This window comes from Acinetobacter sp. YH12156, assembly GCF_013418235.1.
Taxonomy (GTDB): Bacteria; Pseudomonadota; Gammaproteobacteria; order Pseudomonadales; family Moraxellaceae; genus Acinetobacter; species Acinetobacter pseudolwoffii.
Window position 1 is genome coordinate 68,091 of the sequence record NZ_VPCL01000009.1, and the last position, 26,832, is coordinate 94,922.

27 protein-coding genes are annotated in these 26,832 nt (G+C 43.7%); 8 read left to right on the forward strand and 19 right to left on the reverse strand.

All coding sequences use genetic code 11. The features are described 5' to 3' along the window. Positions 1-203: 203 nt before the first annotated feature. Together FTU87_RS08980 and yaaA are read right to left on the reverse strand one after the other, a co-directional pair. The gene (locus FTU87_RS08980) at positions 204-365 is read right to left on the reverse strand and encodes a hypothetical protein (protein ID WP_005097451.1); all 162 of its coding nucleotides are present in this window, start codon (positions 363-365) and stop codon (positions 204-206) included. Positions 366-957: 592 nt separating this feature from the next. Next, complete coding sequence (gene yaaA / locus FTU87_RS08985; protein ID WP_180097046.1) at positions 958-1,740, reverse strand: peroxide stress protein YaaA; 783 nt, start codon at positions 1,738-1,740, stop codon at positions 958-960. 123 nt (positions 1,741-1,863) lie between these two features. On the opposite strand from yaaA, the gene FTU87_RS08990 reads away from it, so the two are divergent. Beyond that, positions 1,864-2,496 (forward strand): alpha/beta hydrolase, encoded by a 633-nt coding sequence (locus FTU87_RS08990; RefSeq protein WP_005097454.1) that lies wholly within the window; start codon positions 1,864-1,866, stop codon positions 2,494-2,496. A gap of 38 nt (positions 2,497-2,534) precedes the next feature. On the opposite strand, the gene FTU87_RS15145 is transcribed toward FTU87_RS08990, so the two are convergent. The 6 genes from FTU87_RS15145 to pheA form a co-directional block, all read right to left on the reverse strand. After that, a complete protein-coding gene (locus FTU87_RS15145; protein ID WP_257220470.1) occupies positions 2,535-2,789 on the reverse strand; it encodes a GNAT family N-acetyltransferase in 255 nt (84 codons plus the stop codon). Positions 2,790-2,797: 8 nt separating this feature from the next. After that, complete coding sequence (locus FTU87_RS15150; RefSeq protein WP_257220471.1) at positions 2,798-2,938, reverse strand: hypothetical protein; 141 nt, start codon at positions 2,936-2,938, stop codon at positions 2,798-2,800. Between the two features lie 119 nt (positions 2,939-3,057). Continuing rightward, positions 3,058-3,420 (reverse strand): hypothetical protein, encoded by a 363-nt coding sequence (locus FTU87_RS09000; RefSeq protein WP_100534798.1) that lies wholly within the window; start codon positions 3,418-3,420, stop codon positions 3,058-3,060. Between the two features lie 99 nt (positions 3,421-3,519). Continuing rightward, positions 3,520-5,766 (reverse strand): bifunctional prephenate dehydrogenase/3-phosphoshikimate 1-carboxyvinyltransferase, encoded by a 2,247-nt coding sequence (locus tag FTU87_RS09005; RefSeq protein ID WP_180097048.1) that lies wholly within the window; start codon positions 5,764-5,766, stop codon positions 3,520-3,522. A 3-nt stretch (positions 5,767-5,769) separates the two neighbouring features. Then, positions 5,770-6,861: a histidinol-phosphate transaminase gene (hisC, locus tag FTU87_RS09010; RefSeq protein WP_005170231.1), complete on the reverse strand. Its 1,092-nt coding sequence runs from the start codon at positions 6,859-6,861 to the stop codon at positions 5,770-5,772. 66 nt (positions 6,862-6,927) lie between these two features. Beyond that, positions 6,928-8,037, reverse strand: coding sequence for a prephenate dehydratase (gene pheA / locus FTU87_RS09015; protein WP_005170229.1), 1,110 nt, complete (start codon positions 8,035-8,037; stop codon positions 6,928-6,930). Between the two features lie 488 nt (positions 8,038-8,525). Here pheA and FTU87_RS09020 point away from each other — a divergent pair, with 488 nt between their 5' ends. Then, the gene (locus FTU87_RS09020) at positions 8,526-9,044 is read left to right on the forward strand and encodes a DJ-1/PfpI family protein (protein WP_005097462.1); all 519 of its coding nucleotides are present in this window, start codon (positions 8,526-8,528) and stop codon (positions 9,042-9,044) included. 85 nt (positions 9,045-9,129) lie between these two features. Here FTU87_RS09020 and FTU87_RS09025 read toward each other — a convergent pair whose 3' ends face one another. Both FTU87_RS09025 and FTU87_RS09030 read right to left on the reverse strand, forming a co-directional pair. After that, the gene (locus FTU87_RS09025; RefSeq protein WP_180001318.1) at positions 9,130-10,272 is read right to left on the reverse strand and encodes an acyl-CoA dehydrogenase family protein; all 1,143 of its coding nucleotides are present in this window, start codon (positions 10,270-10,272) and stop codon (positions 9,130-9,132) included. Between the two features lie 152 nt (positions 10,273-10,424). Beyond that, positions 10,425-11,768 (reverse strand): dicarboxylate/amino acid:cation symporter, encoded by a 1,344-nt coding sequence (locus tag FTU87_RS09030; RefSeq protein WP_180097050.1) that lies wholly within the window; start codon positions 11,766-11,768, stop codon positions 10,425-10,427. A 409-nt stretch (positions 11,769-12,177) separates the two neighbouring features. On the opposite strand from FTU87_RS09030, the gene FTU87_RS09035 reads away from it, so the two are divergent. Beyond that, entirely contained in the window at positions 12,178-13,179 is a 1,002-nt protein-coding gene (locus FTU87_RS09035; protein WP_180097052.1) for a glycosyl transferase family protein, read from the forward strand. A gap of 85 nt (positions 13,180-13,264) precedes the next feature. On the opposite strand, the gene FTU87_RS09040 is transcribed toward FTU87_RS09035, so the two are convergent. Further along, the gene (locus FTU87_RS09040; RefSeq protein ID WP_005097466.1) at positions 13,265-13,537 is read right to left on the reverse strand and encodes a YeaC family protein; all 273 of its coding nucleotides are present in this window, start codon (positions 13,535-13,537) and stop codon (positions 13,265-13,267) included. Between the two features lie 3 nt (positions 13,538-13,540). Next, the gene (locus FTU87_RS09045) at positions 13,541-14,479 is read right to left on the reverse strand and encodes an NAD(+) kinase (RefSeq protein WP_005097467.1); all 939 of its coding nucleotides are present in this window, start codon (positions 14,477-14,479) and stop codon (positions 13,541-13,543) included. A 192-nt stretch (positions 14,480-14,671) separates the two neighbouring features. Here FTU87_RS09045 and mrcB point away from each other — a divergent pair, with 192 nt between their 5' ends. Together mrcB and FTU87_RS09055 are read left to right on the forward strand one after the other, a co-directional pair. After that, entirely contained in the window at positions 14,672-17,065 is a 2,394-nt protein-coding gene (mrcB, locus tag FTU87_RS09050) for a penicillin-binding protein 1B (protein WP_180097054.1), read from the forward strand. 14 nt (positions 17,066-17,079) lie between these two features. After that, positions 17,080-17,622 carry a tetratricopeptide repeat protein gene (locus FTU87_RS09055; RefSeq protein ID WP_180097056.1) on the forward strand — a complete coding sequence of 181 codons (543 nt, stop codon included), beginning with the start codon at positions 17,080-17,082 and terminating at the stop codon, positions 17,620-17,622. A 58-nt stretch (positions 17,623-17,680) separates the two neighbouring features. Here FTU87_RS09055 and FTU87_RS09060 read toward each other — a convergent pair whose 3' ends face one another. Beyond that, on the reverse strand, positions 17,681-18,580 hold the full coding sequence (locus FTU87_RS09060; RefSeq protein ID WP_100534807.1) for an NUDIX domain-containing protein: 900 nt from the start codon (positions 18,578-18,580) through the stop codon (positions 17,681-17,683). Positions 18,581-18,718: 138 nt separating this feature from the next. On the opposite strand from FTU87_RS09060, the gene hemP reads away from it, so the two are divergent. Then, positions 18,719-18,889, forward strand: a complete 171-nt coding sequence (hemP, locus tag FTU87_RS09065; RefSeq protein ID WP_004645578.1) for a hemin uptake protein HemP — start codon at positions 18,719-18,721, stop codon at positions 18,887-18,889. Positions 18,890-18,971: 82 nt separating this feature from the next. Here the strand turns inward: hemP and FTU87_RS09070 are convergent, their stop codons facing one another. The 4 genes from FTU87_RS09070 to FTU87_RS09085 all read right to left on the reverse strand — a co-directional run bounded on the left by FTU87_RS09070 (position 18,972) and on the right by FTU87_RS09085 (position 23,350). Next, positions 18,972-20,297 (reverse strand): HAMP domain-containing sensor histidine kinase, encoded by a 1,326-nt coding sequence (locus FTU87_RS09070; RefSeq protein ID WP_180097058.1) that lies wholly within the window; start codon positions 20,295-20,297, stop codon positions 18,972-18,974. Positions 20,298-20,299: 2 nt separating this feature from the next. After that, on the reverse strand, positions 20,300-20,965 hold the full coding sequence (locus tag FTU87_RS09075) for a response regulator transcription factor (protein WP_180097060.1): 666 nt from the start codon (positions 20,963-20,965) through the stop codon (positions 20,300-20,302). Between the two features lie 153 nt (positions 20,966-21,118). Next, complete coding sequence (locus FTU87_RS09080; protein ID WP_005170210.1) at positions 21,119-21,496, reverse strand: NirD/YgiW/YdeI family stress tolerance protein; 378 nt, start codon at positions 21,494-21,496, stop codon at positions 21,119-21,121. A gap of 96 nt (positions 21,497-21,592) precedes the next feature. Beyond that, complete coding sequence (locus FTU87_RS09085; protein ID WP_180097062.1) at positions 21,593-23,350, reverse strand: GspE/PulE family protein; 1,758 nt, start codon at positions 23,348-23,350, stop codon at positions 21,593-21,595. Positions 23,351-23,559: 209 nt separating this feature from the next. Here FTU87_RS09085 and FTU87_RS09090 point away from each other — a divergent pair, with 209 nt between their 5' ends. Then, positions 23,560-24,810: an MgtC/SapB family protein gene (locus FTU87_RS09090; protein ID WP_180086337.1), complete on the forward strand. Its 1,251-nt coding sequence runs from the start codon at positions 23,560-23,562 to the stop codon at positions 24,808-24,810. 1 nt (position 24,811) lies between these two features. On the opposite strand, the gene tsaA is transcribed toward FTU87_RS09090, so the two are convergent. Beyond that, on the reverse strand, positions 24,812-25,531 hold the full coding sequence (gene tsaA / locus FTU87_RS09095) for a tRNA (N6-threonylcarbamoyladenosine(37)-N6)-methyltransferase TrmO (protein ID WP_180001325.1): 720 nt from the start codon (positions 25,529-25,531) through the stop codon (positions 24,812-24,814). Between the two features lie 105 nt (positions 25,532-25,636). Between tsaA and FTU87_RS09100 the strand changes: the two genes are divergently transcribed. Then, entirely contained in the window at positions 25,637-26,416 is a 780-nt protein-coding gene (locus FTU87_RS09100; RefSeq protein ID WP_005097483.1) for a ferredoxin--NADP reductase, read from the forward strand. Positions 26,417-26,493: 77 nt separating this feature from the next. Here FTU87_RS09100 and FTU87_RS09105 read toward each other — a convergent pair whose 3' ends face one another. Further along, positions 26,494-26,670 carry a hypothetical protein gene (locus FTU87_RS09105; RefSeq protein WP_005097486.1) on the reverse strand — a complete coding sequence of 59 codons (177 nt, stop codon included), beginning with the start codon at positions 26,668-26,670 and terminating at the stop codon, positions 26,494-26,496. Positions 26,671-26,832: the final 162 nt, after the last annotated feature.

Below are 26,832 nucleotides of genomic sequence, written 5' to 3' on the forward strand. Positions count from 1 at the left end.
TCAAATGCTTAGAAAGATGAAGTTTGCTTCATCTTTATAGGTGGCAAATTATAACACATTGATTTCTGATTGCTTCTTTGATTTTATACTTTATTTAAAATCAATCTATTTAATTCGAATATTTTTAATATTTTATTATATTTATTATTGAGTTAATTTTATTAATTACGCTAAATTGAAAAAAAAGAAAATTGATGCATGTGTTAATGTCGATGCCGATTAGAGTCTAACAATTTGCTGGAGTCACGCGCTTCATTCAAGACATGACGGATTTTTTCGTATTTTCTGATTTCTGCCTGTTTATGCACGCAGAATCCTAATACACTGACCATTAACACAAAAACAGGAATAGCATGTATTTTCATTTTTATTATTCTGCTTTGTAACACTGTGCAATTATGCTAACAAAAAACCTAATAAACTTGTGACTTACTTTACATTTAACCCGATAGAATGCACTTCTTGAACCGTTTAGCGATATTTTTCTATCGCTTTATTTATTATTACTTAATTAATTTTTCATTCTTTCTCAAAAATCTATTGCGCCAAATGCTCCCCAAAGTTAATAAATTAAATATTTGAATATTAAATACTTATTTGTTTAAATAAAAATATAAAAATTAATGAAAATTCCCTGATTTAAAATATATTAACTTGAGCTATTTTATTCAGCTTTTCCCAGAAATATCAGTTTCAATTTTCTGTAAAAAACGACTCGATAAATGAGATTTTACGCATTATTTCAATGAGTTCAGCGATAATTCTAATTTTTTATCTAACTTAAAATTTGCGAAAGACGCTAAAAACCACATTTGTACCGAAGTGCAGCCAATCAACTCCCCCGTGACACTCAATATTTAAAAAACGATTAAAGCTGGATAAATAACATTTCAATACTCATAGCTCCCAATACCGCCTAGAAACCAATTATTCTATGCGGTAGCGGAATAACGTTATTTATGCACTGATTTGTTCATCACGTTTAAATACCAATTCACCTTTAAGTGAACTATCGGCATCAAAATAATAGCCATCGGTATTGAATGCTTTGAGTTCTTCGGCACGTTCAATTCTATTTTCAACAATAAAACGTGCTATCAAACCACGTGCTTTTTTAGCATAGAAACTAATCACTTTATATTTGCCATTTTTCTGATCCAGAAATACTGGCTTGATAATCTCTGCCTGAATTTTGCGCTCGTTCACCGATTTATAATATTCATCAGAAGCAATATTCACCAAGATCTCAGACTGGGCTGCGGCTAAATCTTGATTGATCAGATCAGTGATGTGATGTGCCCAGAACTCGTATAAGTTATGCCCGCGAGAATTGGCCAATTTGGTTCCCATTTCCAGACGATATGGCATCATCAGATCCAAGGGACGCAAAAGCCCATATAAACCAGACAACATACGCAAATGCTGTTGTGCAAAGTGCAGATCTTCCTGCTTTAAGCTATAAGCATCCAGACCGGTATAGACATCTCCTTTAAAGGCAAAAATAGCCTGACGTGCATTGGCTAAATTAAAATCTGGTTGCCAGTCCTGGAAACGTGCTGTATTTAAATTGGCAATTTTTTCACTGACACTCATCAAACTGGAAATTTCTGTTGCAGAAAGTGTGCGACAAGCTTTGATCAAATCCTGCGAATGTTCTAATAATCTGGCTTGAGTAAATTGGTCAGTGGGTAATGGGGTATCGTAATCGAGCGTTTTGGCTGGAGAAATTAAAGCGAGCATGGCAACCTGGTCAAAAAATGATTAATCAAACTATATCAGTCTGCTTATTTTAATTCCAATTCATGTTTTTATTCACCATAATCGTTAAAATGCGCGATTCTCCTGTTAATCATCGGTATTTATATGTCCGAGCAAATTTTCCTTCAAGGACCTGCGGGTCAGATTGAAGTTTTTGTGGATTATCCTCAGGGTGAAGTGAAAGGATTCGCGGTAGTTTGTCACCCCCATCCCTTGCAAGGTGGTACGCCCCAACACAAGGTTCCCGTTCTATTGGCACAAATGTATATGGAACGTGGCTGTGTTGTGTATCGTCCGAGTTTTCGCGGTTCTGGTCAAAGTGAAGGTATACACGACGAGGGCTTCGGTGAGACGGATGATGTATTAGAAATCATTCGGTTTGCTCGCAGTCAGCATATTGGGCTGTCTTTTTATGCGGGCGGTTTTAGTTTTGGTGCGCATGTCATGGCAAAGAGCTATGCAGCCTTACCTGTAGAACTGCAACCCAAACAAACTATTTTATGTGGCCTGCCAACTGCAACCGTTGCCGGTATTCGCCATTATGTTACGCCAGCAATTAAAGGTGATATTCTGTTCATTCATGGTGAGGGTGATGAAGTAACCCTGCTGTCAGATATGATTGAATGGGCAAAACCACAGCGTCATTTAGTGACCGTATTGCCTGGTGCCAATCATTTCTTTACCGGCTATTTAAAGCAATTGCGGATTGCAATGACCCGCTACTTAGCGCTTGGCTAAATAATGAAACCCATCAGATGATGGGTTTTTTATGCTTTTCACAGCAGTTTTTCAGCTAAGTGATAAATCACTGCCCGATATTTAGCTTGTTGCACTATATCAACAATCTTTCCACCCAAACGTTCAACGACTTTTCGACTCGCCCAATTTTCTTCGGCTACAGGATAAATCAATCGCTGACGATTTAAGTCATCAAGGGCATAACCAACCAGAGCATCAACCGCTTCACAACCATATTTATGACCATGCGGGCTTTCCTTGATCCAAATTCCAAGCTGTGGCACTTCATCCATTAAACGATCTAAACCACAAAGCCCCATAAATTCCAGACTTTCCGCATGGCTGTCAAAAACACATATTCTTCATGAGCTGCCATATTCTCTAGCCATTTTTGCCATATTGTTGCAAATGCTTGTTCAAATTCTGGCAGATCCCATGTCATAAAGGGCATCAGACTTGGGATAATCGCGGCATAAGCTTCTCATGCATCTGATGCACGAAAATAGCTGAGTATCAGATACTCACTTTGGCATTGAGATCAAATTATAGTGGAGTTATGAATTAGTTCTTCCATTCAAACTCGCTAAAGCTTTCCTGCTCTTTGAGCGAGCTTTCTACTGCTTGTGCAAGCTGATTGAGCAGACTTCGTTCGGCAATACGATCGAGCCAATCTTGTTCTTCTTCAGGATATGAGGCAATTTCACAGACCAGATGCCCCTGCTCATCTCTGGTTTCACAACTCACCGATAAGGGCAATGCATGTTCATCCACACTCACCGCAACCTGAGCACCACTTTGACTTAAGGTCTGAAAGCCATGTTTACCTAATGTTTCGGCAAGAAAATGCGCTACATATTCCTGGGTTTCCTGACCATCCCGGGGTTGCTGGCTTTGTGTATTGGCCATGAATTTTAATTTTCGCATCGCTACATCCTAATGGCTTTTTTCTTGTATGGGTTTAGCATAAGCAATATAAACAAAACAGCCAAGCAAAAGCTTGGCTGTTTCACATAATTTTAAAAATTATTCTGAAACTTGAATAGGCAAACCTGCAATTGAGGTCAGTTCTGTAAAGGTCGGGAAACTGGTGGCTACCGTTTCCGTACCGATAATCTTGATCTGCTCCGAATTACGCAAACCGGCAATCGAAAAACTCATTGCAATGCGATGATCATGATGCGATTCAATTTCACCACCGGTAAAGATTGGCGACCAATCACCTGATTTGCCCTTCCCTTCGATAATAATGCCATCTTCAGTTGGGGTACAGTCAATGCCCATGGTTTGCAGGCCATCTGCCATCACCTGAATACGGTCCGATTCTTTTACGCGAAGCTCGGCAGCACCGGTCAAAATCGTCTGACCTTCGGCACAGGCAGCAGCAATAAACAGCGCCGGGAATTCATCAATCGCCAATGGCACCTGATCTTCAGGCATATGAATGCCTTTAAGCGTACGCGTACCACGAATACGGATATCTGCAATCGGTTCACCGCCAGCAATGCGTTCATTTTCAACGGTAATGTCCGCACCCATCTGTTTCAGGATTTCGATCACGCCAGTACGGGTCGGGTTGATACCAACAGCCTCTAAGGTCACATCCGAATTTTCAGTAATCGCAGCGCCGACCATAAAGAAGGCCGCAGAAGAAATATCACATGGCACATGGATATTGGTTCCGACCAGCTTTCCGCCACCTTGTAATGAAATACAATTGCCTTCGGTTTTCACCTCATAACCAAATGCACGCAGCATACGCTCAGTATGGTCACGGGTTGGTTCAGGTTCAGTTACTGCGGTTTCGCCATTTGCCCATAGGCCCGCCAGCAAGATACCTGATTTTACCTGCGCTGATGCCATTGGCAAATCGTACTGAATGCCTTGTAGTTGCTGGTTGCCTGTAATTGAGACAGGCGGAGTTCCACGTTCACCCGTGGTCTGAATCAGTGCACCCATTTCACGTAAAGGCTTGGCAATACGTTCCATTGGGCGTTTAGATAGGGATGCATCACCGGTCATCACTGAATCAAATTTCTGCGCTGCCAGCATACCGGACAGTAAACGCATTGAAGTACCTGAGTTGCCCATATAAATGGCAGACTGTGGCGCTTTAAGACCATGCATACCGACGCCATGAATGGTGACTTCACCATTTTTAGGGCCTTCGATGCTGACGCCCATGTCACGAAAAGCCTGCAAAGTTGCCAGTGCATCTTCACCTTCAAGGAAACCAGTCACATGTGTTGTACCTTCAGCGATGGCACCAAACATGATCGAGCGATGTGACACAGATTTGTCACCTGGCACGGTAAATTTACCTTGAAATGTCTTGGCACCCGGCTGAATGGTAAATTGTTGTGTCACTTTATTTTTCTCCATGAAAGGTTTCTTGGCGAGCATATGGTTGAAATGCTGGCGAGCTGCCTGCGCATGACCCAATAAGCCCATCAATGCTTGGGAATCTTCATCTTCGATCAATTTGCGAATAATCGCGAGCTGCTGTTCAAAGCCATCTACGGCATTCAGAACTGCTTTTTTGTTGGCAAAAAAGATGTCATGCCACATTTGTGGATCACTGGCGGCAATCCGCGAGAAATCGCGGAAGCCACCGGCAGCATAACGAAATATGTCTAAGTTGTCTTCACGTTTGGCCAGCTGTTCAACCAAGTTGAATGCCATGAGATGCGGAAGATGACTGGTATGTGCCAGCACTTCATCGTGCTTGTCCACATCCATGCAAATCACTTCGGCTTTGGCCGCTTGCCACAGTTGAATCAGCTTCTCCACGGCCCAATCGCTACTGCTTGGCAGTGGCGTCAAAATTACCTTGTGATTGGCAAATAGATCGACTTTTCCTGCATGTACACCGGTATGCTCTGCACCTGCAATCGGATGACCCGGCACAAAACCTGCTGGAAGCTGGTCACCAAAGACCGCTTTAGCCGCATCGACCACATTACCTTTGGTACTTCCCACATCAGTAATAATGACATTTTCCGTCAAATACGGCTGAATCAGCTCAAGTACTTTTTGTGTGGCACGTACCGGCAAAGCCAGAACAATCAGATCTGCACCTTTGACTGCATCTACAGGATCGGCATAGCCTGCAGAAATCAGACCAAGTGCCTTGGCATCTTCCAAAGTCTTGGACGAACGTGTCGATGCCACAATGTCATTGGCCAAGTGCTCGGCTTGAATGACACGCGCCAGACTTGAACCAATCAGTCCAAGCCCAATAAATGCAACTTTTTCAAACAATGGCTGCGACATGAATTAAGCTTTTGCCTCTAAACCCAATACTGTAGCAAGCGCGCTTAAGAATTTCGCGTTTTCTGCTTCAGTACCAATCGATACACGAATGTGGCTGGAAATACCGACCGGACGTACAATCACCCCTTGTTTCAGCAAACCGTTAAAGGTTGCTGCGGGGTCTGCCTGTACATCAACCAGAATAAAGTTAGCACGAGAAGGCACATAGTTCAGACCCAAAGCCTTAAAACCTGCTTCAAGTTGCGCCATACCGGCTTTATTTACTTCGCGAGAACGCGCGATAAAGTCTTCATCTTTCAGTGCAGCCACCGCAGCGACCATGGCCAAATGATTGACGTTAAATGGCTGACGAATACGGTTTAAATAATCGGTCACTTCAACCGATGCCAAGGCAAAACCGACACGCAGTGCAGCCAGACCATAGCACTTCGATAAAGTACGGCTGACAATCAGATTTGGATATTGTTGCAGGAATTTCAGGCTATTGAAATTTTCCGGGAAATATTCCACATACGCTTCGTCTAGCACCACAATTACATTTGCAGGGACTTTTTGCATGAAAGCTTCAAATTCGGCTTCTTCGAACCAGGTTCCGGTCGGATTGTTCGGATTGGCAATGAAGACGAGTTTGGTATTGTCCTGAATTGCTGCTGCCATCGCTTCAAGGTCATGTGAAAAACCTTTGGCAGGTACTTCAATCGCTTGTGCATTAATGGCTTGAGTGACCAGTGCATAAACCGCAAATGCGTGCTGGCTATATACCACAGAATCGCTTGAAGAAACGAAGGCACGGGCAAACATTTCTAGCAAGTCGTTTGAACCATTGCCCAGCGTAATCTGATCATGATTAAAACCAAACTGAGTTTTAATCTGATCTTTCAGGATAAAGCCACCTCCATCTGGATAACGGCCAATTTCAGCAATTTCCGCAGCGACTGCTTCTTTGACTTTATCTGAACAACCCAGCGGGTTTTCATTGGATGCCAGCTTGACGATATCGGTAAGACCCAACTCACGCTCAAGCTCACTGATCGGTTTACCTGGCTGATATGGCTTTAATTTTGAGATGCCTGAATTGGCTGGAACAAACGACATTTTAGACTTCCAATTTTAGGTATAAAACAGTGGTCAGCACCCTCGCCCTGACCACGGATAGCTGACTTAAAGTACAGCTGCAGGATATGAACCGAGCACGCGAACTTCTTTAACTAAAGGACGAATTTCTGCAATTGCAGCTTTGACATGTTCCTGCTCAATATGACCTTCAAGATCAATGAAGAACACATAAGCCCATTTTTCCGGAAGTGCTGGACGCGTTTCAATACTGGTCAAGCTGATATTGTGCTTGGCAAATGGCGCCAGAATTTCCAGCAATGCACCAGCACGGTCATGTGCAGAAATCAGTAATGAGGTTTTATCATTGCCACTTTGAGGCACTTTTTCACGGCCAATCACCAAGAAACGTGTGGTATTTTCCGGATTGTCCTCAATATTGCCATGCATAATTTCAAGATTATAAATACTTGATGCAATTTCAGAAGCAATCGCAGCAGAATGCCATTCATTTTGAATACGGCGCGCAGCCTCAGCATTAGAATTTAAAGCCACACGTTCTACACCCGGATAATGCGCGTCTAGCCATTTACGACATTGCGCCAAAGTCTGCTGATGTGCATAAATCTGTTTAATACTGTCTTTACGGGTATTTTCAGAAATCAGAAATTGATGATGAATCGGCAATTCAACTTCGCCAATCACATTCAGGTTCGAAGTTTTAAAACAGTCCAGGGTATGATTGACTACACCTTCAGAGGAATTTTCCACCGGCACCAAACCATAATGGGCACTGCCCGCCTCGACTTCACGGAAGACTTCATCAATTGTCGGTAAAGGTCGAACCACCGCATCATGACCAAAGTGCTTGAGTACCGCAGAATGGGTATAGGTTCCGACTGGCCCTAGAAACGCAATACTTTGCGGAGCTTCAAGCGCAAGACAAGCGGACATGATTTCACGGAACAGACGTGCCATGGTGGTGTCGGACAATGGCCCTTCATTACGCTCCATGACATTGCGCAACACCTGTGCTTCACGTTCTGGGCGGTAAAACAGCGGACTTTCTTCTGAAGCAAACTTTGCTTTTGCAACTGCTTCAGCCAAACGTGCCCGGCGGTTAATCAATTGCTGGATTTGCTGATCAACAGAATCGATATCCTCACGAATTTTTGCCAAATCAAGAGAAGTCGTGGTGTTTTGATCGTCGTTGATCATTGTTATGTCGCCCTTCATAAACCTTATCTGTTCAGTATAACAATAGTGAGCTTTAAAATGTTACGCAATATGACATTGCTAGATTAAGTCTTAAAAACAGACAGTTGGTTTTAACCACTCATCGCTTTTAGTCATATCTGGTAACATTTAGTTCAGCATTTTGGCTTGATTTACATTATCAAATTGTAAACTTAGCCTGTCCATCTTAACTGATTTTAATGAATATGAAATATCACTATTTCTTAATCTATATAGCGGTTTTAAGCATAAGAAAATTAAAATAATAGCTTTGTACATGTCTTTTTTGACCTATTAAAATCTGAGATATCTTTCACAATAAAATGCACGCTCCTCACGCTCATTCTTCTTATTTAATATTGATTTTCCTAAATTTTTTACATGAAATTACGACTCTGTTACAAAGCAGAGACGTTTTTTCAACCTTTAACAGCTAGTCTAATTTAAATCATGAGTTGGCGGGATCAATCATGCCAAAAAGAATAGCAGTACTTATAACAAATAATTTTGAAGACCAAGAATACCTAGAGCCAGTGGCTGCCTTGCTGGCTGCCCATCATAGCGTCTGCAATATCGAACTTAACGCAGGCAAAGTGGTCTATGGGCTGCATGGCTGTTCTGCCGTGACCATCGACCGTGGCATCGAACAAATCAGTATTGATGACTTTGATGCCTTGCTGATTCCAGGGGGCGAATCTGCGGTTTCTCTCTCTACCGATGTTCGGGTGCTACAGTTCATCCATGCCTTCAATCAGGCCAAAAAAGCTATTTTCAGTTTATGTGATGCATCCTTATTACTGTGTGAAGCAGATGTGCTGAAAAATCGGATTATTACCAGTATCCGGGCGCATGCGAGTCGCGTACAGCATGCGGGTGGAACCTATTATGATGTAGAACTGGTGAATGATAATAACCAGTTGATCTCATCGCGCCTGCCCAACGATTTGCCCATTTTTATTCATGAATGTTTGAATGTCTTAAAATCATAAAATTTAAAACAGAATCACTGTCTCTTTGCTATACTTTGCCTGTAAAAAAAGAGTCCTTAACAGGACTCTTTTTTTTATCAATAAATTAACGTCCTAACAGACCACGCGCTACAATTTCTTTCATGATTTCATTGGTACCACCATAAATCCGTTGAATACGGGCATCGACAAAGAAGCGTGAAATTGGATATTCAGTCATGTAGCCATAACCACCAAAGAGCTGAAGCAGATTGTCAGCAATCTTCATCTGCATATCGGTAGAAAAACTTTTCAATGCCGCTGCAGTTTCGACATCCAGTTTCCCTTGCATATAAAGCTCAAGATTCTGGTTATAAAAAGCTGCGGTCGCCAATTCATCAATTTTCGCTTGTGCCAAAACAAAACGAGTATTCTGGAATTGACCGATGGCCTGACCAAAAGCCTGACGCTCTTTCACATATTGCGTGGTCACATCAATAGAACCACGAATTGCACCCAAGGCTGTTGCTGCGATGGCGGTACGCTCACGCGGTAATTCCTGCATCAAATAAGCAAAACCCTGCCCCGGTTGACCGAGTAACTGGTCTTTCGGCACCTTGACATTGTCAAAGAACAGTTCCGAAGTATCTTGCGCATGCAGGCCAATCTTGTCCAGATTAGTGCCTTTTTTAAAGCCTTCCAGATGCGTGTCGGCCAGTAACAAAGAAACGCCTTTGGCACGCGCTTGCGGATCAGTTTTGACTGCCAGTACCACCAGGTCGGCATGCTGACCATTGGAAATAAAGGTTTTTGAGCCATTTAATACATAGTAATCATCCTGCAAGATGGCACTGGTACGCATGGCTTGCAAGTCTGAGCCGGCACCTGGCTCGGTCATACCAATCGCACCGACCACTTCACCGCTCACCATTTTCGGCAACCAGTGTTTCTTCTGCTCTTCAGTTCCAATATGCAAGATATAGGGTGCAGCAATATCCGAATGACAGGACAACCCTGTAGAAATGGCACTGTATCCGGCACGTGCAGACTCTTCAATCAGCATCAATGAATAATCGGTTGGCACCCCATAGCCGCCATATTCCTCCGGAACATCGACACACAAGAAACCATTTTCACCAAGTGCATTCCAGACTGAACGTGGCATCAGGCCTTCGTGCTCCCATTGTTGATAATACGGTGCGACATGTTCATTCATAAAGCGTTTAAAATTGTCGCGGAATAATTCTAGATCGGCATCGTAGGCAAGCATTCTGTTGTCCTTATACTGTTTATCGTTTTATTTCCTGTTTTACAGACTATCTACTTTCAGCTTTACTGTCATGTACTGGCATCTATCTTTTACTAACTTTGCAGTCAATAAAAAAGGAAGCCGAAGCTTCCTTTTTCTTTCAAACATTAGAATTAATGGGCGTTATTGCCTTCTTGCGCCATTTTTTCATCAATTTCTGATGGATTTGCCAATGCATAGTTCAGCTTGTCCATATCGAGCTGGCCTACCCATTTTGCAACAACCAAAGTCGCCAAAGAGTTACCCACCAGATTGGTCAAGGCACGCGCTTCAGACATGAAACGGTCGATACCGAGAATCAATGCCAGACCTGCAACAGGAATATTACCTACAGCAGCCAAGGTTGCCGCCATCACAATAAAGCCTGAACCAGTCACACCTGCCGCACCCTTAGATGAGATCAGGAGTACCAGAAGCAGCGTAATCTGATGAGATAAATCAAGTTGCGTATTGGTTGCTTGTGCAATGAAGATCGCAGCCATCGTCAAGTAAATCGACGTACCATCGAGGTTAAATGAATAACCAGTTGGAATTACCAGACCTACCACTGATTTTTCAGCACCGGCAAGTTCCAGTTTCTTCAACATACGTGGCAGTACTGACTCTGAAGAAGACGTCCCCAGTACAATCAGAAGTTCTTCGCGAATCAGGCGGATCATCTTCATGATGCTGAAACCAGCAAAACGCGCAATTGAGCCTAATACGATGAAAATAAACAGTACGCAGGTGAGATAGAAACAGATGATCAACTGTGCCAGCTGAGCAAGAGAACCAATACCATATTTACCAATGGTAAATGCCATCGCACCAAATGCACCAATTGGAGCAAGTTTCATGATCATATTCACGATGTTGAAGAACACATGTGAAATCTGGTCGATGAGTTTCAGGACTGGCTTGCCTTGATCACCGAGCTTATGCAGTGCAAAACCAAAAATGATCGCGAACAATAGAACCTGCAGGATTTCGCCTTCCGCAAATGCACCCACAACCGTATTTGGAATAATGTTCATCAGGAAATCGATGGTCGATTGTGACTCACCTGAAGTGACATATTTACTGATGCCACTGGTATCCAGTGAAGCAGGATCAACGTTCATGCCCACACCAGGCTTCACAACGTTAATCACCACCAGACCGATGACCAAAGCAATCGTAGATACGATCTCGAAGTAAAGTAAAGCAACACCACCCGTTTTACCGACTGATTTCATGCTTTCCATACCCGCAATACCGCTCACCACGGTACAGAAAATCACAGGCGCGATGATCATTTTAATCAGACGGATAAATGCATCACCAAGCGGTTTAAGCTGTTCGCCCAAGCCAGGGACATGTTGTTCTACGCCATTGATAATTTGCGTACCACTAGGCGAAAAATGCCCGACCAGAATACCTGCGATAATGGCCACAATCACTTGAAAATACAGTGACTTATAAATTGGTTGTTTCGCCATAATAAATCTACTTGAACGATATCAAAAATAAGAAAGACCATTTTGAGGAATGCACTGACCTATTCATCCCTTCTCAGGGGTGAACTTGATCAACTCTCAATAGGCTCAAGAGAATGTTCAAAAATGATAATCAGCCATGCATTCAATCTGACACTCAAGTATCAGACCAAAGTATTAAATGGGAGAAAGAGATTAAGAAAAATTAAACAGACTCTAAAAATTGCCTAAATTTTACCGAATATTCATACTAAATGTGCATAACTTATTAGGCTGTTGTTTGTGTTTTAATCAGAATGGATTAGACATTAGTCGATAAGCAGATTTAACAGACTGTTTTACGTATACTGAAATGTTATGGATTTTCATCCTCTCCCTTGACATTAATATTTTCTGCAAGCTGTAAAAAGTTATGAATACCAAAAGAAATATTTATAAAGATTTCGAACATCCCTTTGCCCAATATGTACGCATTGTGGGTAAAGGGAAAAATGGCGCCCGCTCCCTCAGCTATGATGAAGCCTATCAAGCCTTTAGCATGATTTTGAAAAATGAAGTGCTCGATGTGCAGCTAGGGGCGTTCTTGATGTTATTGCGGGTCAAAGAAGAGTCTGTAGATGAGTTAGCCGGTTTTGTTCAGGCCACACGCGACCAGCTTGACTTTAAGCAGCTGGATGTCGATCTGGACTGGTCCTCTTATGCAGGCAAGCGCAAGCATTATCCATGGTTTATTCTGGCAGCACTGACGTTGGCCAAGCATGGTTATACTATTGTGATGCATGGTGCCGCTGGTCATACCATGAACCGAGTTTATACCGAACAAGTGTTAACTTGCTTAGGCTATCCAATCTGTCAAAATGATGATGAAGTGGAGCAGCAATTACAGCAACGACATTTTGCCTATATCCCATTAGAGGTGATTTCTCCGATTCTGGCAGATCTGATTGGCCTACGAAATGTAATGGGACTGCGCTCCCCGATTCATACGCTGGCTCGTTTAATTAACCCGTTTAATGCCAAAGCAACGCTGCAAGCAATTTTCCATCCGGCGTATCGGGGTTCGCACCAACAGGCGGCTTTCCGCTTAGGTTATAAAAATAGTGCGGTGATTAAAGGTGAAGGGGGCGAATTTGAGCGTAATCCGGATGCCAAAACTTTGATCTGCGGTATTAAAGATGGCGAACTGTACGAATATGAACTACCGAAACTGACTGACAATCGTAGTCCGGTTGAGGAAGAACTGGATCTGGCCTTATTTAAAGCAGTATGGGATGGTCAGCAAAGCCATGAATATGGCGAGATTGCGGTTACGGAAACCATGGGCATTGCGTTGTATAGCATGGGTGCATGTAAAAGCTATGAAGTTGCGATGCAAAAAGCCAAAGAATTATGGGTGAATCGTCACACCGTTTAAACTTTGAAATGTGTAGAAAAAAAGCATTGTTCCTTCATTGAACAATGCTTTTTTAAATATCTTTCGACTGACTCGACCTCAGTGCTTAGACAAAACGAATTGGCTTGAATTCCGGTTCATTCTTGTGATGATCATCATCACATTCCTCGCCTTCTTCTTTAGTACCGCGATCGATAAAACCGCTGCGCTCATTTTCAGGCAAGTTTTTCATTTCCCAGGCATAGACTGCCTGCATACAAGTCTGGCGTTGTTCCTGAGTTAGGGCTACACCATTTGGCCACTTTCCAATTTCAATTGCTGTTCTTAGGCGTTCAACAATCTCAGGATTGAGTACGGCAAGCATTTGTTCAATATTCATGATTTAATCCTGCTTAAAATAATCAAAGTCCTGATTCCACCCCAGTTTGGTTCGACAGGCATTATAAAAGTCATAGCCCGGTGGATGCAGAAGATTCAGTTTAAAGGGATGCTTGCGAATATGGACGCTATCGCCAACATTCAAAGACACACTGTGTTGTCCATCCGCACTGACCATCGGCAGTACGCGATTTTCACGAATCAGTAATTTAATTTCGCTGTGTCCACCGACCACAATCGGGCGTGAAGACAAGGTATGCGGATGCATCGGCACCAGCGCAATCGCATCCATACTTGGATGGACAATTGGCCCGCCCCCAGAAAGTGCATAAGCCGTAGAGCCGGTCGGCGTCGATACAATCAGGCCATCACTGTGCTGACGATAGACATACTGTCCGTCAATATTCAGTTCAAAATCGATCATATGCACCGATTTTCCTGAATGCAGTACCACATCGTTCAGTGCAATCGCATCGTAAATCACTTCGCCTTTGGAGCGAATTTCGACTTCGAGTAAAAAACGTCGCTCAGTCTGAAAATCACCTTTTAACACCTGATCCAACTTAAAGATGACTTCGGTTGGCTTAATGTCGGTTAAGAATCCCAGACGCCCCCGGTTAACGCCGATCACAGGAGTATTGTACTTGACCAGTGCGCGTGCTGCATGCAAAAGCGAACCATCCCCTCCTACCACAATGACCAGATCAACGACTTCACCAAGTAAAGCACGACTGACAGTTTGGGTATTGTTATATGGAACGAGTTCAGCTGTCGCTGCATCAAAAACAGGATGTAAGCCTAAATTCAGAAGATGATCATGAATAAGACATAAGGTTTCAACCACCGATGATTTATCAGGACGTCCTATTAACCCGATATTTCGAAAGGTTTTATGGGAAATTTGCACCAGTGTCGTCGCTCCGCTACGGATCTTGCATATCATAGCATTAAGCTATACCTGGATGATAATTTATAACAGGATGCTAGCTCGTCGCAAATTATTTGAAATATATTTGAATTAAGGAGAAATTGTGGGCTTTGATTTTAATTTTAAGCGCATTTATTGATTAAATATTGCAAAATGATTAAAAGCTTCGCATGATTAGCACAATTTCACAGGATCTTATAAGTATTTATGAAATCTGAACGTGGCATGGGGTTTTTTGCCTTAATTTTCTCGATTTTAGTCATTTCCATCTTTGTCGTATTTAGTATTTACCTGATTAAATTAGATAATATTGTACGCGAAAAATTTGAAGGTCAACGCTGGGACATTCCGGCGAAAGTCTTCGCACGTCCAATGGAAGTGTACGTCAATGCCCCAGTCAGTCAGCAGGATTTCCAACAAGAATTAAAATTACTCGGTTATAAAAACTCGGATAGTTATGCCAAGTCGGGCAATTTTGTCACTACGGGAAATACTTTATATGTACATACCCGTGGCTTTGATTTTGGTGATCGGGTTGAACCGGAACAAGTTCTGAAAGTGAGTTTTAGTGCTAATCAAGTGACTGAGGTTAGCGCCACCAAGCCATCTTCTAGCGGTATTGCCCGACTGGAACCCTTATTGATTGGTGGAATTTATCCACAGCATAACGAAGACCGGGTACTGATCAAGCTGAATAAAGTGCCTAAACCCTTGATCGAAGCGCTCATTGCAACTGAAGACCGTAAATTCTATGAACACCATGGCGTATCTCCACGCGGTATTGCGCGTGCTGTTGTCAGTAATATTACCGGTGGCAAACGTCAGGGTGGCTCGACTTTAACCCAGCAACTGGTGAAAAATTTCTATTTGACGCCTGAGCGTACCTTAAAGCGTAAAGTCAATGAAGCCTTTATGGCCATGCTGGTTGAATTACATTATGACAAGAATGAAATTCTGGAAGCTTATCTAAATGAAGTGAATCTCGGCCAAAATGGTAACTATTCAATTAATGGTTATGGCTTGGCTTCCCAGTTTTATTTCGGTCTGCCACTGCGTGAACTGAATATTTCCCAGCAGGCTTTTTTAGTCGGTCTGGTACAAGGCCCGAGTCTATATAACCCATGGCGTAATCCTGAAAGTGCGAAAAAACGCCGTGATATCGTCCTGAATAATATGCTGGTGATGGGCTATCTAAGCCAAGAACAATATGAAAAAGAAACCGCACGTCCATTGAATGTGATTTCAAAACCAACCTTGGGCCCTGCACGTTTCCCGGACTTCCTGGATATTGTGCGTCGTCAATTACGCACTGACTATCAGGAAACTGACCTGACCAATCAGGGTCTGCGTATTTTCACCACGCTAGATCCTTTGGCTCAAACCCGAATTCAGGACAGTTTTAAGCAGACAGTCGCACGTTTAACCAAATCTAATCCGGGCCGTTTAAAAGACTTGCAGGGTGCAGTTTTGGTATCGCATCCGGAAAATGGTGAACTGGTTGCAGCAGTCGGCTCGACTCAAGACTTTACCGGCTTTAACCGTACAGTAGATGCCAAACGTCAGGTGGGTTCATTATTAAAGCCTGTAATTTATTTAAGTGCACTGGAGTCGAATCGTTATCATTGGGCGAGTCCAATTGAAGACAGTGAAATCAGCATCAAGAGTGATGGCAAATCCTGGACCCCGAAAAACTATAGTGGACGCGGACATGGTGTCATTCCAATGTCACAGGCGCTGTCGCAATCCTATAACCTGTCTACCGTGCGTTTAGCGCAAGAGTTTGGCCTGTCTACCTTTATTAATCATCTGAAAAAATTTGGTGTGACTTCAGATATTCCATCTTATCCATCGATTTACCTCGGTGCGGTAGATATGTCGCCAATGGAAGTCATGAATATTTATGGTAACTTCGCCACAGGTGGCTTTAAATATCCAACCAAGTCAATTCGTTCTGTGGTCGATGCCAATGGACGGATACTCGACCGTTATAGCTTAAGCGTACAACCAACCATTGACCCGGCTTCAGCCTATGCCCTGAATTATGGCCTGCAACAGGTCATGTCGAGTGGTACAGGCCGCGCAGCTTATAACAGTCTGCCGAGTAATCTGAATCTTGCAGGTAAATCAGGCACCACCAATGATAGCCGTGATTCATGGTTTGCCGGTTATTCAGGTAACTATATGACGGTGGTCTGGCTCGGTCTGGATGACAATAAAGTCACTGGCCTAACCGGTTCCTCGGGTGCTCTTCCGGTCTGGATCAATGTCATGAAACAGCTCCGCCAGAAACCTGTCAATCTGCCACAACCCAATGAAATTCAATGGCATTGGCTGGATCGTTATACCGGTCATTTATCTGCCCAAGGTTGTGAAGGTGCCATGTATATTCCGATTTCGCAGCATTCGCTACCGAATCAGGCCACCCCTTGCGGTCTCTCGCGCTACGTGACGGAACCAGTGACCATCGACTCGGAACCTTCTTCTTCCAATCCGGACGAGATGGATGATATCAGCCGTTATATACAAGAAAGTGAAACAGAAATAGAACGCGATCTTGCCAACGAAACCCGTATTATCTCGAGTGGAAGTTATAGCCATTAATTGAGTCTATGTTTATGTTACAAAAAATCATCCCTGGCCTGCTCATCCTCAGTTTGGTGGGCTGCCAAAGCTTTCCTGAGCCAGAGCCAGCTGCTCCAGCCAAACCTGCAACAGAAAAGCCTAAACCACAGACCCCAGACGGCGTCGTGATTACGCCTTATGACCGTCCTGAAATCAAACGCCAGAAAATTGTAATTCCTGAGCAAAAGCCTAAAAACCAGAAATTTGATGATGGCCGTAATCTGCCTGCTTTCAAGCGTCTTATGCAGCAAACCCAGCAGGCCTATGCCAAGCAGCAATTTTCTCAGGCCGAAGCAGCAGCGGTACAAGCCCAGCGCCTGGCACCTCAAGCATCTGAAACTTATCTGTACCTGGGCATGATTGCGAACCGCAAAAATCAGCCTGCACGTGCAGATGCTTTTGCATTACGTGGCCTGAGCTATGCGCAATCAAATGCCATGAAAAAACAGCTTTGGCAAGTGCGCCTTAAATCTGCTCAGTTGCGGAAAAATGCTAAAGCGATTCAGCAAGCTCAACAGGCACTGAAAAAGCTTTAAAGTCATTCCCTACAGAAACACACTTACTAATAGAAAGCTTATTTTCTAGATATAGCGTTTAGATATAGCGAATGCCGGCAATGCCATAAGCATGCTGGCTTTTTGCATAATCGAGTTCTTCAGCTTTCATTCCGCCCAAAGCAAAAACCGGAATCTGTACCTGCTCTGCCATTTGCTTGAATTGCTCCCAGCCTAGCGCAGGTGTGTCCGGATGCGTTGTAGTCGTCAGTACCGGACTCAGTAAAGCGGCTTCACAACCGATTTGTTCTGCATGCATTAAAGCGCTCAGGTCATGGCAAGCTGCCAGATAGCGATAACCAGATTTCAATTCACCTTGTTTCAGGTTCATCAGTTGATTCTGTTTTAGATGAATCGTGCGAATCGTCTGCTGCTGCAATTCATTCAGTTGGGACCAAAGCTGCTGATTAATGATTAACTTGGAGAGCTGATCTACCGGATATTGCTGTAATTGCATGATCCGCTCAGGCGTCGCTTCCACGCGCCAATACAACATTTGATCTGTATCCAGACTTGATAAGATATCCAGATCTTCAGCAATCTTGATGCGCTGCGGCCATTGTAGCTTTTGAATCATTGACTGATTGGCTTTCGGAAAATTCAGCTGACTAAGTTCTTCCCGGCTGTACCAGCGCCAAGGCTGTTTAATTTCAGCCAATTGAGCAGGCTGTATTGAAGCATGGAAAATATGCAAATTGACGATGAGATCTTCATATTCATGGGAGATAAAATCAGAAGCATGCCAGCGTTCAATATCCACACCGACCTCTTCAATTACTTCACGGCGGCAGGCTTCGACTGGTAATTCGCCCTGTTCAACTTTTCCGCCTGGAAATTCATATTTATTGCCCTGATGCTGCTTGGCTTCACGCCAGCCGACTAGAACCTGATTTTGATAAAATAAAAGCGCAATTGCGACATGAATCGTAGCTTTAGTCATGATGTACAGAACCGTTAAAGTTTTACAGATTGTAAGCAAATTAGAGTTTTTTATAAATTGCTCAATATTTCGTTGACAGACCTATTCGATAATGATTATCATTTAAATCAATCCAAAACACACCACGGAGTCGACGGAATGAACGCCCCATTTAGCCTATTTACTCGTAACAATGATACTCACCATGCCTTGCCAATGCTGCACTCCAACAATCTGTTTGCACTGGGTCGTGAAATCCGGATCATGCATGCCGGTGAAGAATACCGCTTGCGCCTGACCCGCAACAACCGTCTCATTCTGACCAAATAATTAAATCAGTTCTAATAATAACAAACGTGGGAAGCAGCAGTATGAATCAGCGCATACTGCTTTTTAGTTTTTTAATCTCTGATTAGGATTCATGTTTAAAACTCAATGATACTTTAAGCCCCCCAAAATCTGACGGCGCATAATCAATTTTAGCTGCATGCAGTGCCATAATTTTCTGGCAAATGGACAAGCCTAAACCTGAACCCTGAGTTCGCGTACCCAAAGCCCGATAAAAACGTTCACCTAAACGTTCCAGTACATCATTAGCAATCCCCTCTCCTGAGTTTTCAATCAGTAACTGTATCTGATGCTGCTCAACAACCGTTCGGATCTCGACCTGTCCCTGCGGCGGCGTATAACGAATAGCATTGTCGACCAGATTGCGAATACAACTAAAAATCAGTTCTGGATTCGCTTCAATCACAGCACCCTCAAGGTTTAGGTTCCAATGAATATCTTTTTCTTCTGCAAAAGGCTGCAATGCCTGCAAAGCCTCCTGAACCAGATTTTTAAGATTAATCGTTTGCGTTGGTAATTGCTCTGTGCGCTCCGGATCGAGTCGTGCCAGCAAGAGTAAATTTTCCAGCACCTGCGTACCGCGGTTGACATCATTCTGGATCAACTGCAATGCCTGAGGGAGCTGTGCATCATCTTGATATTTGCGTTTTAGAACCTGTAGACGCATTTGAATCGCAGACAGTGGCGAACGCAGCTCATGTGAAGCATCTGCAGTAAAACGCTGTTCGGCAGCCAGTGACTTTTCCAGCCGGCCGAGCATGGCATTCAGTTGACGTACAATCGGTTGCAGTTCAGTGATTTCAGGGTCAGGTGTTTTAATAGGACTTAGATCCTGAGCAGTTTTAGAACCGATTTCCCGGGAAATCTTGTTTAATGGCTGTAACTGGCGTCTGATCGCAACACGCAAAATCAGCCATTGCACTAGCCATAAAATGAATAAGATCCCAGCAAAGCCCAATGTGGTTTGCCAGAGCTCATCGAAGCGTACTGAAAGTGGCTGTACGATTTTGACCTGAAGGTCGTCATCTTCCGCAGTCAGAATACGGATAAAATGGCCATTCTCATAAGCAAACTGGAAGCCGTTGTTCTGTGCTTTTGGAATGGTATTAATTAATTCATCATCAATCGAAGTAGTCAGTACCTGCTGACCCAGCAACAAGGCATACTGGATATCAAACTGTTCACTGAGTTCATCCACCTGGGCATCTTTGGTCTGGGTGACATCGCCAAGCAGCAACTCAGAAATCTGCTCCATTAATTCATCATGCAGCTGACTAGCCTGATAACTTGAAACCCCGAGTAACAGCAACCACGCCAACAATCCTGCCAGCATGGAGCTCAGCATGGCATTCTTGATCAGGCGAGTTTGCAGGGAGACTGGTGCAGACATATTTATGCCTCGGGTTTATGCATGCGATAACCCAAACCACGGATGGTTTTAATCATCTGGCTGCCAATTTTTTTACGTAACTGGTAAATAAACACTTCAATGGCATTACTTTCAATTTCATCACCCCAAGCATACAGCGATTCTTCCAGCTGTTCACGGGTGACAATATGTTCAGGCTGCTGCATCAGCTTATATAGAATTTGAAATTCTTTCGCAGTGAGATTGATCGCTTGACCCGCTTTGGTCAGGTTTTTGGCCTGAGTGTCCAGACTAAGATCCTGCCAGTGCAGGATATGATTCGGTGTTTGCTGCTTCAGCCTGAGCTGGGCACGTACCCGGGCGGAAAGTTCTTCCAAACTAAAGGGTTTCACCAGATAATCATTCGCGCCTAAATCCAGCCCCTCGACCCGATCATCAATACTGTCTTTGGCCGTAATAAAAATCACTGGTGTATCTTGCTGTTGGCTGCGCAAACTTTTCAGAATCTCGTCTCCAGTGGCATTCGGCAGGCCGCGGTCCAGCAGAATACAGTCATATTGATGTTGCTCAATCGCCAGGATCGCATGATCACCGCGCTCTACCCGATCAATCACATAACCATCCATTTCCAGCCAGGTCTGGATACTGTCTGCCTGAGACTGATCATCTTCTGCCAAAAGAATACGCATACTCTGCTCCGTTTGCTTCCTTGTTCTATCTTGCCCTGAAAAAGTTCCAGACTCAAAAAAACCACATGCTTTTTTGTATGATTTGCATGTGGTTTTTTACAGTTTTTGAATCCAGAGCAAGCTTCAGATTCAATTCATCTGCTCATATTAGAATTAGAAACGAAGCTGCTCGACATCAATTTCAACTCGTTTTGCCGGTTTATAGTCAATATCCACTTCACCGATAATGGTCACTGGCGTTTTGGCTGAAATCGGTTTGCCTTGCCACAGTTCATCATCAATTTCTACGGTAATGCTGCCTGTGCTGTCACGGAACTGATATTTTTCATCACCAACCGCTTTAACCACATAGCCTTTAAGCTGAACCTTGCTATCATCTTTCATGCCCAAGGCCTGTTGCACTGTCATCGTTTTCGCAAAAGCAGCCTGATTTACCACGGGTTGATTCACGGCTTCATTACTTGCAACTGCGGCTGTCGCAATTGAACCCATCAGTGCGGCTGCTAAAACTGTATTCATCATCATTTTCATGGCGTATACCTCTTTGTGTATCTGTGCTTTGTTTCGATAATGCTATTAAAACAGCCGAAGATGAATTGAAACTTAAGATTGCTTCATCTTTAAAAATTAATTTAAAGGAACCACTCTCAATACTTCTTCCAGTGTGGTCATTCCTTCTACGACCTTACGCGCACCCGCGATACGCAGCGGTTCTACCCCTTCTTTTTTTGCCTGCTGGCGTAGCTGGTTTAAGTTAGCGTCGGCCCCAATCATCTGCTTGGTTTCCAGACTCAGGGGCATAAATTCGTAAATACCAATCCGGCCTTTATAACCGGTATGACGGCATTCCTCACAACCTACGGCTTTAAAAACAAATTCCGGACGCGGTAAAGGATAGTCTGCCGCCAGATGCTGCCATTCCTGTTCATTCAGGAAGCTTTCCTGCTTGCAGTGTGGGCAGAGTTTACGCACCAGACGCTGCGCCAATACCCCGAGAATGGTGGCTGCGGTCAGAAAAGGTTGCACGCCCAGATCATGCAAACGGGTCAGACTCGACGGCGCATCATTGGTATGTAGGGTAGATAAGACCAGATGCCCGGTGAGTGCCGCCTGGATCGCCATATTGGCAGTATCCTGATCACGAATCTCACCGACCATGATAATGTCCGGATCCTGACGCATCAATGCGCGCACGCCATCAGCAAAACCGAGATCAATGCCATTATTGACCTGCATCTGGTTAAAGCTAGGTTCCAGCATCTCGATCGGGTCTTCAATGGTACAGACATTCACCTGTTCAGTCGCCAGCTGCTTCAAGGTTGAATAAAGCGTCGTAGTTTTACCGGAACCAGTTGGCCCTGTGACTAGAATAATGCCGTGACTATGACTGGTCAGCGTATTCCAGTCATTGAGCAGATGCCCTTCAAAACCGAGTTGCTGGAAACTTCTGACCAGTACTTCCGGATCGAAAATCCGCATTACCAGCTTTTCACCAAATGCCGTCGGCAAGGTCGATAGACGGAGTTCTGTTTCCTGTCCTTTCGGTGTCCGGGTTTTCAGGCGGCCATCCTGTGGTTTACGTTTTTCCGCCACATTCATCCGGCCCAGAATCTTGATTCGGGAAATGACGGCGGTCAATGTATTGGCCGGCATGTTGTAAATCGTATGTAGTACGCCATCAATCCTGAAACGGATCTTGCCCGTATCTTTGCGCGGTTCCATATGAATATCACTGGCACCCTGCTCAAAGGCAAATTGCAGCACCCAGTCCACCAGTTTGACAATATGCTGGTCATTGGCATCCGGATTTTGCGAATCACCCAGTTGCAGCAAGGCTTCGACGCCTTTGTTTTCCCGGTCATAGGCCGAGGATTTTTGTGAGCCACTGACGGCACGGCTGACCTGATAATATTCGACAATATAACGTTGTAACTGTTCCGGATTCAGCAGCACCCGTTGGATTTTTTTCGGGGAAATATTCTGTTCAAGATTAGAGACCCATTCAGTCTTATACGGCTGATCGGTCGCGATCAGAACTTTATCGGCCTGAATCTCAACGGCCAGAATATGGTTACGTAGTGCATATTCCTGTGACATGACATGGGTCAATGCCTGTACATCAGCTTTAAGCGGATCAATGATATAGAACATCAATCCGGTTTTTTCTGCCAGCCATTGACATAAACGGTTCAGGGTCAGCGTTGTTTGAGGATGAGATTGATCGACCAGATTAAAATTGGCAATCCACTGTAAAGGGTGCCATTTTAATTGTTCACGTTGCCGATGAGTGGTTTGTACCAGCATTCGGTCGCGTTCACTGATTTTACCGTCTTTAAAGAGTTGGTCTAGACACCATGCCGTATCAATTTCAAAGTCAAATTTCATTATTATCAGTCCCCAAACTTGCCTCCACTATAACAAGTTTTTGCAGTTTTTCGCATGCTCCCCACCTGTTGAATGTACGTTTCTATTTCAATCTCAAAAAGAAAGTAAATAATGGATTTAATTACTACCGCAACATTTTTGATCTATGCAAACTCTATCTCGTCGCATATATTTTTAAATAATCAACTCTTAGCTTGCTGAGGTCACAGATGGATTTGACTGCGGTTCCCCTGCATGCGCATTCTTTTCATGAACTGCTCACGATACTCACCTCGGCATTAGGCTGCGGCCTATTGATTGGTCTGGAGCGGGAACGGCATAAGCAACGCGAACAGCAACCGAGTTTTGCCGGCTTACGTTCCTTTGCAATCTGTGCTTTATTGGGCGCACTGTGTTTCCTGTTTGGAATCGTGATTGCTGTAATAGGTGCTTTGATCGTGGGTGGTATGGTCATTTTATCCATCAAAAATCAGCCAGATGACCCAGGCATTACCACAGAGCTTGCATTTGTGATGACCTATTTTATTGGCGCCATGTGTTTGTGGAATATTCCTCTGGCAGCCGGTCTTTCTGTGCTCTTAACCGGTATTTTGATGGCCAAACATACCATGCACAATATTGCCGGAAAATGGATCAAAGAAGCCGAGTTCAGGGATGGACTGTTATTACTGGCCTTGATTTTGATTGGTCTGCCGCTTACCCCTGACCGACCTTTTTGGGGCGAAGTGCTTAACCCTTATCTTATTTTAAAATTACTGACCTTAATTTTAGTGGTACAAGCTCTGGCGCATATTGCGAAACGCTTTTTTTCGACTAAAAATGCCCTGATGCTATCCTCCATCGCTTCCGGTTTTGTTTCCAGTACAGCCACCATCGCACAGTTGGGCTTACAGGTCCGTAAAGGTGAAATGGATGCACGATCGAATGCCGGCGCTGCACTGATGTCCTGTATCTCGACTATTGTTTTGCTATTGATTGTGGTCGGGGGCGTATCCTGGAGCTGGCTTAAAATCCTGCTCTTGCCCTCTTTAGTTGCGGTAATCCTTCTGGCAGCCTGTGCATTTTTATTACTGCGCAAGGCAAAACCTGCTCCGAGCATGGAGTCATCAGACAGCCAGATGTTTAGCTTAAAAGAAGCTGTAATTATTGCAGTGACTTTAACACTCATTCAGGCTGGAGTTTACGGACTAGAGGTCTGGCTCGGGGATGCCGGCTTACTGGCCGGGACCTTGCTCGCCTCTCTGTTCGAGATTCATGCCGCGATGGCCAGTGTCGTCGTTCAAGGTGATCCCTCCAATCTCCGTTTGATTTACGCCCTGCTTTTAGGTCTAGGTGCTCATGCCCTGGCCAAGTCAGCCAATGCCGCTTTGACCGGTGGCTGGAAGTTTGTCCTTTATTTTGCGCCTGTGCAGATTTTGCATATGGCGGCGTTGATCGGCTTATTGTGGTGGAACCTATAATCTAGAAAGGAATATGCTGGATAGCAACAATTACCACTTGCTGAGCATAAATTTTGAAATGAATATCAACGTTTGCAAACCTCATCCCATATACCCGTTCTTCATCTTCCTGATACGCTGGTCTTGGATCTAAAGATAAGACAGCTTCTAGTTCCTGAATCGTCTGCACAGAAATTTTTCCATTTCCTAGTAATTGTTGCTTTTGCTGCTCCGCTTCATCACACCAGATGACGGTTTTACGTGATGGTTCATCCTGTGCATAACCGCTTTGTGCTTCGATGATAGCATCCGAATATTGAATATAAGGTTTGATATCCATAATTGGCGTGCCATCCAGCAAATCACTCCCCGTGACATACACCTGAACATGCTTGCCAACCTTTCTCACTTCTTTGAGTTTGACCACAGATAAACCAATCGGTGATGGACGATACATGCTGCGTGTAGCAAACACGCCTATTTTCTTGTTACCGCCCAAACGTGGCGGACGCACTTGTGGACGAAACTGGCTATTGTCCTGGTTTTTATTGTCATGAAATTGCCAGATCAGCCAAAGATGACTAAAAGCCTCAATTCCTTCAAATGCCAGCAAATCATTATAGGGGCCGACCATTTCGATATAACTTTCGACCTGCACCAGATTGGGCTGCCGTGGAATACCAAATTTTTCTTTGTAGGGTGATTGCATATAACCAATAATCGGCAACTTAATTTCAGTCATCATCACTTTTTTTGATAAGCTCAATTAAATATATTCAGTTTATAGAGAATGGATTTAGTTTAGAATAGCAAGTTGTTCTAATTTGATAACTTATTGAGACCTTTAATGGCTGCTTTTAACGTCGAAAAGATTACTCACGTCCACCACTGGAATGATACTTTATTCTCTTTTAAAACGACTCGTGACACTGCTTTACGTTTTAAAAACGGTCAGTTTGTAATGATCGGCCTTGAAGTCAATGGCAAGCCCTTAATGCGTGCATATTCAATTGCAAGTGCCAACTACGAAGAAGAGTTAGAGTTTTTCTCAATTAAAGTGCCGGATGGCCCACTGACTTCCATTCTACAAAAAGTAAAAGTCGGCGATGACATCCTGATTTCTAAAAAACCGACAGGTACTTTGGTGCTAGATGACCTGAACCCAGGCAAAAACTTGTATCTTCTGTCTTCAGGCACTGGCCTTGCACCATTCTTGGCGACCATCCGTGATCCTGAAACTTATGAACGTTTTGAAAAAATCATTATCGTGCATGGTACCCGTTTCATTTCTGAACTGGCTTATCAAGATTTAATTTTGAATGAAGTACCAAATCACGAATTCTTCTCTGAACTCGGCGCGAAAGAAAAATTGGTATACTACCCAACCGTAACCCGTGAAGAATATCCGAACCAAGGTCGCGTTACGACTGCAATTGAAACCGGCGAACTGTTTGAAAAAATTGGTCTGCCACGTTTTAACCCGGAAACGGATCGCGCTATGCTGTGTGGTAGCCCGGCCTTCCTCGACGATGTGGCTGCACTTCTAGACCAACACGGTCTAAAAGAGTCACCTAAAATGGGTGTTCTAGGCGATTACGTGATTGAACGTGCATTCGTGGAAAAATAAAATCTGATTTTAGATGATCAGAATTAAAAAACCGAAGCTTGAAGCTTCGGTTTTTTATTTGAATCGGAGTTAAAAAATTAACGATCACGACCTTCCTGATTGGCAGAACCTGAACAGCCTGCGCCACCACCAATGATAAAACCGCTTTCTGCCTTACATGAACCGATCATACGGCCATGCGAGTCAAATGTAGTCACTGTCGATGCACAGCCTGTTAATACCAGTGCCAGTGCAATAAGTGCTGATAATTTCATGATATTCCCCTGTATTCTTTATGGCTTTAAATTAATAGGACTTACGCATTGACGGATTCAAAAAAGTATTAAAATACTTTATAAAGTATCTGTGATCAGACGAATTAAACATGCTTCTACAGCAACTTGTACATTACCCATTTATATGGGCTTTCTCATGAC

Coding starts and splice junctions, on each gene's coding strand:
- FTU87_RS09020 (WP_005097462.1), top strand. CDS start 8,526: ATGCCAAAAAGAATAGCAGTACTTATAACAAATAATTTTGAAGACCAA.
- FTU87_RS09060 (WP_100534807.1), bottom strand. CDS start 18,580: ATGACTAAAGCTACGATTCATGTCGCAATTGCGCTTTTATTTTATCAA.
- FTU87_RS09090 (WP_180086337.1), top strand. CDS start 23,560: ATGGATTTGACTGCGGTTCCCCTGCATGCGCATTCTTTTCATGAACTG.
- FTU87_RS09005 (WP_180097048.1), bottom strand. CDS start 5,766: ATGTCGCAGCCATTGTTTGAAAAAGTTGCATTTATTGGGCTTGGACTG.
- FTU87_RS09055 (WP_180097056.1), top strand. CDS start 17,080: ATGTTACAAAAAATCATCCCTGGCCTGCTCATCCTCAGTTTGGTGGGC.
- FTU87_RS09080 (WP_005170210.1), bottom strand. CDS start 21,496: ATGAAAATGATGATGAATACAGTTTTAGCAGCCGCACTGATGGGTTCA.
- FTU87_RS09045 (WP_005097467.1), bottom strand. CDS start 14,479: ATGATATGCAAGATCCGTAGCGGAGCGACGACACTGGTGCAAATTTCC.
- FTU87_RS15145 (WP_257220470.1), bottom strand. CDS start 2,789: ATGGATGAAGTGCCACAGCTTGGAATTTGGATCAAGGAAAGCCCGCAT.
- FTU87_RS09070 (WP_180097058.1), bottom strand. CDS start 20,297: ATGTCTGCACCAGTCTCCCTGCAAACTCGCCTGATCAAGAATGCCATG.
- FTU87_RS15150 (WP_257220471.1), bottom strand. CDS start 2,938: ATGACATGGGATCTGCCAGAATTTGAACAAGCATTTGCAACAATATGG.
- FTU87_RS08980 (WP_005097451.1), bottom strand. CDS start 365: ATGAAAATACATGCTATTCCTGTTTTTGTGTTAATGGTCAGTGTATTA.
- hisC (WP_005170231.1), bottom strand. CDS start 6,861: ATGTCGTTTGTTCCAGCCAATTCAGGCATCTCAAAATTAAAGCCATAT.
- FTU87_RS09085 (WP_180097062.1), bottom strand. CDS start 23,350: ATGAAATTTGACTTTGAAATTGATACGGCATGGTGTCTAGACCAACTC.
- pheA (WP_005170229.1), bottom strand. CDS start 8,037: ATGATCAACGACGATCAAAACACCACGACTTCTCTTGATTTGGCAAAA.
- FTU87_RS09040 (WP_005097466.1), bottom strand. CDS start 13,537: ATGAATATTGAACAAATGCTTGCCGTACTCAATCCTGAGATTGTTGAA.
- FTU87_RS09035 (WP_180097052.1), top strand. CDS start 12,178: ATGAATACCAAAAGAAATATTTATAAAGATTTCGAACATCCCTTTGCC.
- FTU87_RS09075 (WP_180097060.1), bottom strand. CDS start 20,965: ATGCGTATTCTTTTGGCAGAAGATGATCAGTCTCAGGCAGACAGTATC.
- FTU87_RS09105 (WP_005097486.1), bottom strand. CDS start 26,670: ATGAAATTATCAGCACTTATTGCACTGGCACTGGTATTAACAGGCTGT.
- FTU87_RS09100 (WP_005097483.1), top strand. CDS start 25,637: ATGGCTGCTTTTAACGTCGAAAAGATTACTCACGTCCACCACTGGAAT.
- mrcB (WP_180097054.1), top strand. CDS start 14,672: ATGAAATCTGAACGTGGCATGGGGTTTTTTGCCTTAATTTTCTCGATT.
- FTU87_RS09000 (WP_100534798.1), bottom strand. CDS start 3,420: ATGCGAAAATTAAAATTCATGGCCAATACACAAAGCCAGCAACCCCGG.
- FTU87_RS09030 (WP_180097050.1), bottom strand. CDS start 11,768: ATGGCGAAACAACCAATTTATAAGTCACTGTATTTTCAAGTGATTGTG.
- FTU87_RS08990 (WP_005097454.1), top strand. CDS start 1,864: ATGTCCGAGCAAATTTTCCTTCAAGGACCTGCGGGTCAGATTGAAGTT.
- yaaA (WP_180097046.1), bottom strand. CDS start 1,740: ATGCTCGCTTTAATTTCTCCAGCCAAAACGCTCGATTACGATACCCCA.
- tsaA (WP_180001325.1), bottom strand. CDS start 25,531: ATGACTGAAATTAAGTTGCCGATTATTGGTTATATGCAATCACCCTAC.
- FTU87_RS09025 (WP_180001318.1), bottom strand. CDS start 10,272: ATGCTTGCCTACGATGCCGATCTAGAATTATTCCGCGACAATTTTAAA.
- hemP (WP_004645578.1), top strand. CDS start 18,719: ATGAACGCCCCATTTAGCCTATTTACTCGTAACAATGATACTCACCAT.